Here is an 11,441-nt window from a genome sequence, read left to right as displayed (position 1 = left end):
AAGTTTTCAAGGTTGCTTCTCCGAAGTCGACGTCTTGGCTTGTGCCAGCACGGTGGGTTCAGCACCCAGCGCATTGAGCTTGAACTCGATCAGACGGCCATAGTCCACGCCCTTGTCCAGGGCGGCATGGGCGCGCTGATAGGCATCAATGGCTTCGGCCTGCTTGCCCTGGGCCGCAAGAATGTCGCCACGGCGATCGGCCACGATGCCGGCGAAGGATTCGGGCATGCTGCCTTCCAGCGCCTTGAGGGCTTCGTCGTATTGCTTTTGCTGCTCCAGCACGGCGCTCAGGCGCAGCTTGGCCAGCGCCTTGTAGCCTTCGTCGCCCTTGTCGGCCACCCAGCTCAGGGCTGCCTTGGCGTCATCGAGCTTGCCTTCGTCCACTGCAGCCTTGGCCAGCAGCAGGCCGGCCTGGGCCGCCTGCGTGGTGCCGGCGTACTTGTCCTTGAGATCAGCGAAGGCCTGGCCGGCGCGCGCCGCGTCCTTGCCAGCCAGCGCCACGTCAACGGCATGCGCCAGAGCGGCAGCCTGCGTGGCCTGGCGCTTTTCCCAGTACTGGTAGCCATTCCAGCCGGCAAAGCCGACGAAGATGACCACGAGCACGCCGGTGATTAACGTGCCCCAGGTATTCCAGAAATGCTTGAGCTGCTCTATCTGCTCTTGTTCTTCGAGATCGAAATGGTTTGCCATGGATCGCCTGTGTCGCTTTATGTATGGAGGTCGCCGCTGGAGCGGTCGCTTGAAAAGCTGCGGATGCTGGTCAAACCGCCGATTGTAGGGTGGCAGCCCATTGGGCCGCATCAGCCAGGGCTTGCTGCACCTGCTGGCCCGCGCCGTCGCGCAGCGACTTGACGGTGACCAGGCCCTGCTGCAGCTCATCGGAGCCGAAGATCAGCGCGAAATGTGCACCGCTGGCATCGGCCTTCTTGAACTGCGACTTCATGCTGCCCATGCCTTCGGCGCTGGCCGCATGCATCTGCACGCGCACACCGGCCTCACGCAGCTGCTGCAGGGTGCGCAGCGCCACAGGCATGGCCGCCACGTCGGGGACGATGGCGTAGGCATGCAGCGTGGGCGCGGGGATGTCGGTGCCGAGCTCCTTGACGAGTTCCAGCACACGCTCCACACCCAATGCCCAGCCCACGGCAGGCGCGCTCTTGCCGCCTACCTGTTCGATCAGGTAGTCGTAGCGGCCGCCAGCGCAGATGGTGCCCTGCGAGCCCAGCATGTCGGTGATGAACTCGAACACCGTCAGGTTGTAGTAGTCCAGGCCGCGCACCAGGCGCGGGTTCACGGTCCAGGGCACGCCGTTGGCGTCCAGGATGGCCTTGAGCCCGTCGAAGTGGGCCAGCGAGCCCTCGCCCAGGAAGTCCAGCAGGCGCGGCGCGCCGTTGACCATCTCCTGCATGGCGGGGTTCTTGGTGTCCAGCACGCGCAGCGGGTTGCTGTACATGCGGCGCTTGGCCTCTTCGTCCATCACGTCCTGGTGCTGCTCCAGGTAGGCGATCAGGGCCTGGCGGTGTGCCTGGCGCTCCTCGGGCTGGCCCAGGCTGTTGATTTCCAGGCGCCACTGGGTCAGGCCCAGCTGCTTCCACAGGGAAACGGCCAGCATGATGAGTTCGGCATCGACATCGGGGCCGGCAAAGCCCAGGGCCTCGGCGCCGATCTGGTGGAACTGGCGGTAACGGCCGCGTTGCGGGCGCTCATGGCGGAACATGGGGCCCATGTACCACATACGCTTGCCGCCGTCGTACAGCAGATTGTTCTCGATGGTGGCGCGCACCAGGCTGGCCGTGCCTTCGGGGCGCAGCGTCAGGCGCTCGCCGTTGAGCTTGTCCTCGAAGGAGTACATCTCCTTCTCGACAATGTCCGTCACCTCGCCGATGCCACGAACGAACAGCTGCGTATGCTCGACGATGGGCGTGCGCACGTTGCGGTAGGCAAAGCGCGCCATCAATTCACGCACCTGCGCTTCCAGCCATTCCCAGCGAGCGGACTCGGCGGGAAGAATGTCGTTCATGCCTTTGACGGCGGAGAGTTTTTCGGGTTTGGCCACGTTGTTCTCGTTCGATGAATGCTCGGAAACAGGCGCTGACCCCGCTTTTTTCGCCCCTGCTCTCAACGCCTGTTTCGCGTAAGAGCCAATGAGGCAAAGCGTGGTGCGCTATCTATTTTGCAATAACTGCAGGCGCAGCCGCTCAGGCGGGTGCAGCGGCGGTGGCGCCATAGGTGCGCGCCACATAATTTTCGACCAGTGCCTGGAATTCCTCGGCAATCCGCTCGCCGCGCAGCGTGAGCGCCTTTTCCCCGTCGATGTAGACGGGGGCGGCGGGCGCCTCGCCCGTGCCGGGAAGGCTGATGCCGATGTTGGCGTGCTTGCTCTCGCCGGGACCGTTGACGATGCAGCCCATCACGGCCACCTTCATCGCCTCGACACCGGGATACTTCATGCGCCACAGCGGCATCTGGCCACGCAGATAGTCATCGATCTGCTTGGCCAGTTCCTGGAAGGTGGTGCTGGTGGTGCGGCCGCAGCCCGGGCAGGCCGTGACGCTGGGCACGAAGATGCGCAGGCCCAGGGCCTGCAGGATTTCGGAGGCGACCACCACTTCCTGCGTGCGCGCCTCGCCGGGCTGGGGCGTGAGCGAGACGCGGATGGTGTCGCCAATGCCTTCCTGCAGCAGCACGGACAGCGCGGCGGCCGAGGCCACCGTGCCCTTGGTGCCCATGCCGGCTTCGGTCAGGCCCAGGTGCAGCGCATAGTCGCAGCGTTGCGCCAGGGCGCGGTAGACCGAGATCAGGTCCTGCACGCCGCTGACCTTGCACGACAGGATGATGTTGTCGCCATTCAGGCCCATGGACTCGGCCAGGCGCGCGGAATCGACGGCCGAGGAGATCAGCGCCTCGAACATGACCTGGCGCGTATCCCAGGGCTGGGCGCGGCGCGAGTTCTCGTCCATCAGCCGGGCCATCAGTTCCTGGTCCAGCGAGCCCCAGTTGACACCGATGCGCACGGCCTTGTCGTAGCGGGCCGCCGCCTCGATCATCTGGCCGAACTGCTTGTCCTTCTTGTCGCCCTTGCCCACGTTGCCGGGGTTGATGCGGTACTTGGACAGTGCCTCGGCGCAGGCCGGGTATTCGGTGAGCAGGCGGTGGCCGTTGTAGTGGAAGTCACCCACCAGCGGCACGTACTCGCCCATGCGGTCCAGCTGCTCGCGGATATAGGGCACGGCGGCGGCAGCCTCGGGCGTGTTGACGGTGATGCGCACCATCTCCGAGCCGGCCTGGGCCAGTTGGCGCACCTGGATGGCCGTCTCGACCGCGTCCACCGTATCGGTGTTGGTCATGGACTGCACGCGCACAGGCGCATCGCCACCCACGGTGACGACGTTGTTGCGCCAGACCACACGGGCCTGGCGGGACTTGCGCGGCAGCGGCGAGGCAATCGCTATCGGCTGCTGCGTGATGGGGAGATCTTGCACGGTCACTTCACCTCAAAGCGGGCCACATTGTCGCGGGTGGTCTTGGCGACTTCCAGCAATTCGCCACGCACACGCACCTCGGTGCCGCTGGCATTGCCGATGATGACCGACAGCGGCAGCGCGCCCTCGGCGCCAATGGATTCACCGGCCGCCAGCGTCTTTTGCAGCACCACGCGGCCGCTGGAATCCTTGACCTGTACCCACGATTGTGCGTTGGCCTTCATGACCAGCACGCCACCAGGCGTTTGCGCCGCGGTGGCTGCCGATGTCGCTGCGGCGCCCTCGGCAGGCGCATCGGCGGCAGGGGCAGCAGGCGTTGTGGTGGACGCAGGAGCCGGAACGGCTGCCGCTGCAGGCGCTGAAGTTGCCGGTGCAGATGCAGGTGCAGGGGCAGATGCAGCCGGCACATCGGCCGGCGTCGTCGCCGCAGGCGCAACGGGCTCCTGGGCGGCCACGGGCTCGGACACAGTCCCTGCTGGCTGCACCAGGGCAGCGGCATCGGAAGCGCCGGCCTGCGGCTCTTCGGCGTCGCCTTCATGCTTGGGCAGGAAGTAGACGGCAGCGGCAGCGGCCAACAACAGCAGCACGATGATGGCCACCTTGCGCGAGCCGTTTTCACGTCCCAGCGATGTTCCGGTGGCCTTGAAGGAGCGCTCCTTGAACGTGGCGTTGATGCTGCCGCGATCATCGGCCAGGCTCTTGAGCTGGGTGCGCGGCAGCAGGGCCAGCACCGATGCCGAGTCCATGCGCAGCGTGCGGCAGACGCTTTGCGCCAGGGCCCGCATGAAGACATGGTCCTGGAATGCGGCGTAGTCATCCGCCTCCAGCGCCTCCAGCTTGGGGGCTGGCACCTTGAGTGCCGCCGCCAGCCCGGCCAGAGACAGACCCGCCGCCTCGCGCGCCTGGCGCAGCAGCGTGCCCGCCGTCATGGAAGTTTGTGCGTTCTCGCCTTGCGTACCTGCTTCGTCATGCACCGCCAACACCTCACTCATTGAATGCTCCACGCTCGTAGGCCAGCCATTGGCGGGACTCGGGGAAGCGCTGGTGCAGCTGGTCAGCCAGCTGCCGCATCGCTGCAGATTGCTGCAGCGCCCTCTCTATCTTGATCCCCAGCCACAGGCTTTCCGCATTGGACTGGGGACTGCTGTTCAGGCGCCGGATGTAGAACTGCGCCCTCTTGGCGTCGCCGCCCTGCAGCATCGCGTTGCTCAGGTGGTAGGCGATCACCGGGTTGGCGGGATCGAGTTCATAGCCCTTGAGCAGCGCCTGCTGGGCCTCGACCAGCAGGCCGGCCTGCTGCAGGCACAGGCCCTTGGCCATCCAGGTCTTGGGGCGCTCCAGGTAGCCGGGCTGGGCCAGGGCCTTGTCCAGCCATTCCTGGGCTTGCGCGTATTGCTTGCGCTGGCACAGCAGCCAGCCGTAGTTGTGCTGCAGGTCGCCGTCCTGGGGACGCAACGACATCGCCTTGCGCAGGCTGGCGTCAGCCTGGTCCCAGTCCTGGTTGCGCATGTAGATCAGGGCCAGCAGGCCATAGCCGTCGGCGGAACTGGGGTCAGCGGCCAGCGCCTGGTTCACCTCTTCCAGGGCCACATCGATGCGGCCAGCCTGGAAATAGGAAGCCGCCAGCTCCAGGCGGATGCTTGCGCGGCGGCGGGGATCGGCCTCGGCGGCAGAAGCCATCGAGGCATTGGAGACGGAGGAAGCGTTGCCGGAGCCAGAATTCGTCGGGGGCACCAAAGGCTGCTTGCCTGCGCAGCCCGCCAAGAAAAGAACCAGCGCGGGCACTGCCCAGCGCATGCCTGTACCGATATCCCCCGTTCGCAGCCGCCGAGCCACTGACTTCATGAACTGTCCTTTGTTCCGTCGGGGCATGCCAGGCATGCCCCAGGTCTTCTCAAGGCACCTGCTTGAGAACAATGGTGCGCTGCCTGGCCATGCGCTCGGCAGCGCGCGTGCGGTCCTTGACATCGCCAGCCAGCTGTCCGCAGGCTGCGTCGATGTCGTCGCCACGTGTCTTGCGCACCGTGGTCACGATGCCGGCATTGCTCAGCAGGCTGGCGAACTCCGTCACCCGCGCTGCGGGTGAACGCAGCAGCCCCGAGGCCGGGAACGGATTGAACGGAATCAGGTTGAACTTGCACCAGCTGCGGCCATCGCCACGCGCGCGGACCAACTCTATCAGTTGGCGAGCATGCTCAGGCTGGTCATTGACGCCATCGAGCATGCAGTATTCGAACGTGATGAAGTCACGGGGCGCGAACTCCAGGTAGCGCTCGCAGGCATCGAGCAGCTCGTGGATGGGGTACTTGCGGTTCAACGGCACCAGGGGGTCGCGCAGCTCGTCATTGGGCGCATGCAGCGACACGGCCATGGCCACGGCGCAGTCCTGGGACAGCCGGTCGATCATCGGCACCACGCCCGAGGTGGACACGGTCACGCGGCGGCGCGAGAGGCCGTAACCATGGTCATCGAGCATGGCGCGCAGCGCCGGCACCAGGGCCGTGTAGTTCTGCAGCGGCTCGCCCATGCCCATCATCACCACGTTGGAGATGACGCGCTCGCCGCCCGTGCCCAGGCGCTTGCGCAGCGCATGCTCGGCATACCACAGCTGGGCCAGGATCTCGCCCGTGCTGAGGTTGCGGCTGAAGCCCTGGTGACCCGTGGAGCAGAAGCGGCAGCCCACGGCGCAGCCCGCCTGGGACGACACGCACAGCGTGCCCCGGTCATCTTCGGGAATGAAAACGGCTTCGACGGCATCGCCGCCTCCCACGTCGAACAGCCACTTGACTGTTCCATCGGCAGACACATGCTCGGTCAGAACCGGCAGGGCCGTGATGTGGGCACACGCCTTGAGCTTTTCGCGCAGGGACTTGGCCAGATCGCTCATCTGGTCGAAGTCGCTGGCGCCTCGCTGGTGAATCCAGCGGAACAGCTGCGTCGCGCGGAAACGCTTCTCGCCGAGTTGCTCGCAGTAAGCGGCAAGTCCGTCGAGATCAAAATCTAGCAAATTGGTATTCATGTCGGCAGGCCGGTGCCACGCCGCTCTCGGCTCTTCCGCGGCAGGCACGGCCTGCACCGGACAGACCATGACGGCCGCGGAAGACGCGGGGATTAGCGCGAGTAGACGTTCATACCGGGGAAGAAGAAAGCCACTTCCACGGCTGCAGTTTCAGCGGCGTCAGAGCCGTGCACGGCGTTGGCGTCGATGCTGTCGGCGAAGTCGGCGCGGATCGTGCCCTTCTCAGCCTTCTTGGGGTCGGTGGCGCCCATCAGTTCGCGGTTCTTCAGGATGGCGTTCTCGCCTTCCAGAGCCTGGATCATCACGGGGCCGGAGACCATGAAGTCCACCAGGTCCTTGAAGAAAGGACGCTCCTTGTGGACGCCGTAGAACTGCTCGGCTTCGCCGCGCGACAGGTGCACCATCTTGGCAGCGATGACCTTCAGGCCAGCGCCTTCGAAGCGTGCGTAGATCTGGCCGATCACGTTCTTGGCAACGGCGTCGGGCTTGATGATGGAAAGAGTGCGTTCGATGGCCATTTGAATGGTTCCTAATCAGGGTTACTATGGATTTTTGTCAATTGGACAAAACCGTTGATTCTAGCTGTGCCATCAAAGTCCTTGATGACATGGTGCTGCCAAATGGCAGGCTTACAGGGCGGGCCGACCACCTCTGGAGAACCAGAAGGCGGACGGCCCGGCCGCCTTTCAGCGGCGTCCTCCCGGCTTGCGCTTGGCGTTCTGGCGTGCACGCGAGAGGCTGTCGGAGCCGATGTAGCCCACCGATGTACGCATCGGATCGGGCTGCTGGCTGCCGCCGCCCTTGCCCCGCCCGCCTGCACCGCCCTGCCCCTTGCCCTGTCCCTGGCCGCCGTCAGCCTTGCCGCCCTTGGCGGCAGGCTTGGCACGCGGGCCGTCGAGCATGGCGTTGGGCGCCGGGCGATTGCCGTCGAAGTAGCGGCCGCCGCCTTCGCGGCGAACGGTGTTGCGGTCAGCCGGGCCACCACGGCGGCCTCCGGCCGGTGGCTTGGGTGCAGCGGGCGCACGCGCCTGCATGCCGGCTGCCGAAGCCAGGGACTGGATATCGGCCTGGTCCAGCTCCACCCAGGCGCCGCGCTTGAGGCCGCGCGGCAGCACCATGGCGCCGTAGCGGATGCGGATCAACCGGCTCACGGCATGGCCCACCGCCTCGAACATGCGGCGCACTTCGCGGTTGCGGCCTTCGGAAATGGTCACGCGGTACCAGCAGTTGGCGCCTTCACCACCGCCGTCCTCAATGGAGCCGAAGGCGGCCACGCCGTCTTCCAGCTGCACGCCGTCGGTCAGGCGCTGCTTTTCTTCCTTGCTGAGCGCGCCCAGCACACGGGCTGCGTATTCGCGCTCCAGGCCGAAGCGCGGGTGCATCAGGGAGTTGGCCAGCTCGCCCGAGCTGGTGAACAGCAGCAGGCCTTCGGTGTTCAGGTCCAGACGGCCCACCGATTGCCATTTGCCATGCTGCAGCCGAGGCAGCTTGCGGAACACCGTGGGACGGTTTTGCGGATCGTCATGCGTGACGACCTCGCCCACGGGCTTGTGATAGGCGATAACACGCGCCGGCGGCGGGTCGATGCGAAAGCGGATGGGCTGGCCATTGACCTTGATCTGGTCGCCGAACTGGATGCGCTGGCCCACGTGGGCAGGCTCGTTGTTGACCGAAATGCGGCCTTCAAGAATGAGCTGCTCCATTTCGAGGCGCGATCCCAGCCCGGCCTGGGCCAGCACCTTGTGCAGCTTGGGCGAATCGACCTGGGGCAGCAGCACACGCTTGGCAGGCGCGGCATCGTCGCGCTCTTCGGCGGCGTCGAGTTCGCCCGAGATGACGTCCGCAAAACCGTAGCCTTCGACAGAGCCTGAGTCGCTTGACTCTGATGCATCAGCCGGCACCAGCTCTTGCACGGTGTCTTCGGCATGCACCGCCTCGTCGGCCGGACGCGGCTTGCGCACAGGCTTGGCGCCGGGCCGCGCCCCGGCCTTGGGAGCGCGCGTGCGCGCAGGGCGGGCCTTGCGCTGCGCGCCGGCCTCATCGGACGCCGGCTGGGCGTCCTGGTCTTTGGAGATATCACTACCCGTCATGGCTTTCCTTCTTCGGCCTGCTTTGCAGTGCCGTCCGTATCCGTTGTATCCGCTGTATCCGTTGCGTCTGTTGCCTCTGCCGCATCCGCCAGGTCTGCTGTATCTGCTTGAGCCGTATCTGCTGCCAATGCGGCATCTGCCCCGTCCGATCCCGCGGCATCTGTCTCGCCCTGGGGCTCTTCGGGCAAGGGAGCGTCACCGGCTGGCGCGGCCTCGTCCGCTGCCAATTCCTGCGCACCCGACTCTTCCAGCGCCTTGAACAGGCTTTGCTGGGATTCGGGCTCCTCGAGCATGGGCAACTGGTCCAGCGACTGCAGGCCCAGGTCGTCCAGAAACTGGCGCGTGGTGGCGAACAAAGAGGGCCGGCCCACGGTTTCCCGGTGGCCAATGACCTCGATCCATCCCCGGTCTTCCAGTTGCTTGATCAGCAGGCTGTTGACCGTCACGCCGCGTATGTCCTCGATGTCGCCGCGCGTCACTGGCTGGCGGTAGGCGATGATCGCCAGCGTCTCCAGGGTCGCACGGGTGTAGCGTGGCGGCTTTTCGGGATGCAGCCGGTCCAGATAGACCCGCATCTCGGGCCGGCTCTGGAAGCGCCATCCAGACGCCACCTGCACCAGCTCCACACCCTTTTGCGCCCAGTCTTTCTGCAGGTCCAGCAGCAGGTCCTTCAGCGTGTCGGAGCCCAGCACGTCATCGAACAGCGAGCGCAGCTCACGCAGCGTGACAGGCTGCGGCGCACAGATCAATGCAGTTTCCAGGACCCGCTTGGCATCTACCGTATTCATGGCTCAGCGTCTCGGGAACAAAGGCGCGCGTGCCACCAGAGGTGGCAGCCAGGGTGCGCCGAATCAAAGAAGAGGAAGCAAGCGCTCCACGGATGCCATGCGAGAGATGGTCAGAGGCTTTCGGCGGGATTGTAGCTCAGCCCCCAATTTTCCAGCGCCTGTGCCATATCGGCCGGCAGCGGCGCGCGCAGCACCAGGGCCTGGCCTGTCATGGGATGGGTGAAGGCCAGCCGGAAGGCGTGCAGCGCCTGGCGCGCCATGCCGCCAGCCTCCTTGCCGCCGTAGACGGCATCGGCCACCAGCGGGTGGCCCAGCGATGCCATGTGCACGCGAATCTGGTGGGTGCGGCCCGTGTGCAGCGTGCAGCGCACCAGGCTGACTTCCTCGTTGCCGGCCAGCAGGTCGATGTCGGTGCGCGCGGTCTTGCCCGCATGCTGTGCCAGGTCGACCACGGCCATGCGCAGGCGGTTGCGCGGGTCGCGGCCGATGGGTGCATCGACCTCGCGGCGCTTGCGCGGGCCCCAGGCCTTGTGGGCCAGCGCCAGGTACTGGCGGCTGACATCGCGCGCGGCGATCATGGCCACCAGCGCGTCCATGGCGGCGCGGCTGCGCGCCACCACCATGAGTCCGCTGGTGTCCTTGTCCAGGCGGTGGACGATGCCGGCGCGCGGCACCTCCCGCGCCTTGGGGTCGCGCCCCAGCAGGCCGTTGAGCAGGGTTCCCGTCCAATTGCCCGGAGCCGGGTGGACGACCAGGCCAGCCGGCTTGTTGACGACCAGCAGGTGCTCGTCCTCATACACCACGTCCAGCGCCATGTCTTCGGGCTGGAAGGCCATGCTCTGCTGCGTGGGCCGCATCTCCAGCACCATCCGGTCGCCGGCGGCCACCTTGGTGGCCGGCTTGACCAGCACACGCCCATTGAGCGTGACCGCGCCCTGCGCCAGCAGTTGCTGCAGATAGCTGCGGGAGAACTCGGCCACGCATTCGGCCAGCACCTTGTCGGCGCGCAGGCCGTGCTGGGCCGGCGGCACGGTGATCTCGCGCAGCTCGGCTGCGGCGGCCTCGACCTCGCCGCCTTCGGCCTCGTCCTCGACCGGCTCCCACGGCGATTCGCCGGGCGCAGAAGAAACAAGCCCCTGCGGGGCAGGGGCTTGTCCGGTTTGCCTGGTGCTGCGGCTCATCAGCGCGAAGGCAGGTAGCGCGAAGGATCGACAGGCTTGCCCTGGCGACGCACCTCGAAGTGCAGCTTCACGCGGTCCGCGTCGGTGCTGCCCATCTCGGCGATCTTCTGGCCCTTGCGCACGGTCTGGTCTTCCTTGACCAGCAGCGTCTGGTTGTGCGCGTAGGCCGTGAGGTAGGTGTTGTTGTGCTTGAGGATGATCAGGTTGCCGTAGCCACGCAGGCCGGCGCCGGCATAGACCACGCGGCCATCGGCAGCGGCCATCACGGGATCGCCGGCCTTGCCTGCGATGTCGTAACCCTTGTTGCGCGCCTCGTCAAAACCGGCGATCAGGCTGCCCGATGCAGGCCAGATGAAGTCCACATCGTCGGCGCCCTTGCCGGCTGCGGGTGCAGGGGCGGGTGCCGGGGTCGGTGCGGGTGCAGGCGTTGCCGTGGAGCCGCCCGACGATGCCACGGGTGGCAGCGGCGTTGCCACCACGGGCGAGCCGCTGGGCGTGGAGGAGGCAGTGGACGAGGGGCGCGTGCCGACGCTGTCCGAGCTGGTCGGCGGCACGACGCGCACCACCTGACCGACTTCGATCAGATTGGGGTTCTCCAGATTGTTCCAGCGCGCGATGTCCTTCCAGCTCTGGCCGGTTTCCAGGCCGATGCGGATCAGCGTGTCACCGGGCTTGATCGTGTAGTAGCCGGGCTTGCCGGCGTTTTCGACGCCCGGCAGCGGCTTGACGGCTGCCGATGGCGAGGAAGAGGTGGAGGAGGTGGTGGTCGTTCCACGGTCCTCCACGGGAGCCCTGTTCACTTGGGATGTGCAGCCTGCCAGAACCATGCCGGCCAGCACCACCGTTCCCCAAGCCCCAAGACTTCGCGATACCAACATAAG

11 protein-coding genes are annotated in these 11,441 nt (G+C 66.2%); all 11 read right to left on the bottom strand.

Annotation, left to right across the window (positions count from 1 at the left end):
• Positions 1 to 6: 6 nt before the first annotated feature.
• The 11 genes from KDK82_RS03870 to KDK82_RS03820 all read right to left on the bottom strand — a co-directional run bounded on the left by KDK82_RS03870 (position 7) and on the right by KDK82_RS03820 (position 11,438).
• Positions 7 to 690 (bottom strand): tetratricopeptide repeat protein, encoded by a 684-nt coding sequence (locus KDK82_RS03870; RefSeq protein ID WP_012206816.1) that lies wholly within the window; start codon positions 688 to 690, stop codon positions 7 to 9.
• A 70-nt stretch (positions 691 to 760) separates the two neighbouring features.
• On the bottom strand, positions 761 to 2,020 hold the full coding sequence (gene hisS / locus KDK82_RS03865) for a histidine--tRNA ligase (protein WP_212739077.1): 1,260 nt from the start codon (positions 2,018 to 2,020) through the stop codon (positions 761 to 763).
• 178 nt (positions 2,021 to 2,198) lie between these two features.
• Positions 2,199 to 3,482, bottom strand: coding sequence for a flavodoxin-dependent (E)-4-hydroxy-3-methylbut-2-enyl-diphosphate synthase (gene ispG / locus KDK82_RS03860; RefSeq protein ID WP_012206818.1), 1,284 nt, complete (start codon positions 3,480 to 3,482; stop codon positions 2,199 to 2,201).
• Positions 3,483 to 3,484: 2 nt separating this feature from the next.
• The gene (locus tag KDK82_RS03855) at positions 3,485 to 4,474 is read right to left on the bottom strand and encodes a RodZ domain-containing protein (protein ID WP_034396287.1); all 990 of its coding nucleotides are present in this window, start codon (positions 4,472 to 4,474) and stop codon (positions 3,485 to 3,487) included.
• Positions 4,467 to 5,279 (bottom strand): type IV pilus biogenesis/stability protein PilW, encoded by an 813-nt coding sequence (pilW, locus tag KDK82_RS03850; protein WP_088164059.1) that lies wholly within the window; start codon positions 5,277 to 5,279, stop codon positions 4,467 to 4,469. The genes KDK82_RS03855 and pilW overlap by 8 nt, the downstream gene beginning before the upstream one ends.
• A gap of 97 nt (positions 5,280 to 5,376) precedes the next feature.
• Entirely contained in the window at positions 5,377 to 6,501 is a 1,125-nt protein-coding gene (gene rlmN, locus KDK82_RS03845; protein ID WP_034396288.1) for a 23S rRNA (adenine(2503)-C(2))-methyltransferase RlmN, read from the bottom strand.
• Between the two features lie 92 nt (positions 6,502 to 6,593).
• Positions 6,594 to 7,019 carry a nucleoside-diphosphate kinase gene (gene ndk, locus KDK82_RS03840; protein WP_012206822.1) on the bottom strand — a complete coding sequence of 142 codons (426 nt, stop codon included), beginning with the start codon at positions 7,017 to 7,019 and terminating at the stop codon, positions 6,594 to 6,596.
• A gap of 168 nt (positions 7,020 to 7,187) precedes the next feature.
• The gene (locus tag KDK82_RS03835) at positions 7,188 to 8,591 is read right to left on the bottom strand and encodes a pseudouridine synthase (protein WP_088164058.1); all 1,404 of its coding nucleotides are present in this window, start codon (positions 8,589 to 8,591) and stop codon (positions 7,188 to 7,190) included.
• The gene (gene scpB / locus KDK82_RS03830) at positions 8,588 to 9,379 is read right to left on the bottom strand and encodes an SMC-Scp complex subunit ScpB (protein WP_088164057.1); all 792 of its coding nucleotides are present in this window, start codon (positions 9,377 to 9,379) and stop codon (positions 8,588 to 8,590) included. Before scpB ends, KDK82_RS03835 begins: the two co-directional genes overlap by 4 nt.
• Before the next feature lie 110 nt (positions 9,380 to 9,489).
• Positions 9,490 to 10,560: an RluA family pseudouridine synthase gene (locus KDK82_RS03825; protein WP_088164056.1), complete on the bottom strand. Its 1,071-nt coding sequence runs from the start codon at positions 10,558 to 10,560 to the stop codon at positions 9,490 to 9,492.
• On the bottom strand, positions 10,560 to 11,438 hold the full coding sequence (locus KDK82_RS03820) for a peptidoglycan DD-metalloendopeptidase family protein (protein ID WP_012206826.1): 879 nt from the start codon (positions 11,436 to 11,438) through the stop codon (positions 10,560 to 10,562). Before KDK82_RS03820 ends, KDK82_RS03825 begins: the two co-directional genes overlap by 1 nt.
• Positions 11,439 to 11,441 lie beyond the last annotated feature (3 nt).

The organism is Delftia sp. K82, from assembly GCF_002193035.1.
Lineage (GTDB): Bacteria > Pseudomonadota > Gammaproteobacteria > Burkholderiales > Burkholderiaceae_C > Comamonas > Comamonas acidovorans.
This window is presented reverse-complemented; position numbering and strand designations above follow the sequence as displayed.

Bases quoted from the DNA above. Each gene is read 5' to 3' on its own strand.
- KDK82_RS03855 (WP_034396287.1), bottom strand. From the start codon at position 4,474: ATGAGTGAGGTGTTGGCGGTGCATGACGAAGCAGGTACGCAAGGCGAG.
- KDK82_RS03825 (WP_088164056.1), bottom strand. From the start codon at position 10,560: ATGAGCCGCAGCACCAGGCAAACCGGACAAGCCCCTGCCCCGCAGGGG.
- KDK82_RS03835 (WP_088164058.1), bottom strand. From the start codon at position 8,591: ATGACGGGTAGTGATATCTCCAAAGACCAGGACGCCCAGCCGGCGTCC.
- KDK82_RS03820 (WP_012206826.1), bottom strand. From the start codon at position 11,438: ATGTTGGTATCGCGAAGTCTTGGGGCTTGGGGAACGGTGGTGCTGGCC.
- rlmN (WP_034396288.1), bottom strand. From the start codon at position 6,501: ATGAATACCAATTTGCTAGATTTTGATCTCGACGGACTTGCCGCTTAC.
- ndk (WP_012206822.1), bottom strand. From the start codon at position 7,019: ATGGCCATCGAACGCACTCTTTCCATCATCAAGCCCGACGCCGTTGCC.
- hisS (WP_212739077.1), bottom strand. From the start codon at position 2,020: ATGAACGACATTCTTCCCGCCGAGTCCGCTCGCTGGGAATGGCTGGAA.
- pilW (WP_088164059.1), bottom strand. From the start codon at position 5,279: ATGCGCTGGGCAGTGCCCGCGCTGGTTCTTTTCTTGGCGGGCTGCGCA.
- KDK82_RS03870 (WP_012206816.1), bottom strand. From the start codon at position 690: ATGGCAAACCATTTCGATCTCGAAGAACAAGAGCAGATAGAGCAGCTC.
- scpB (WP_088164057.1), bottom strand. From the start codon at position 9,379: ATGAATACGGTAGATGCCAAGCGGGTCCTGGAAACTGCATTGATCTGT.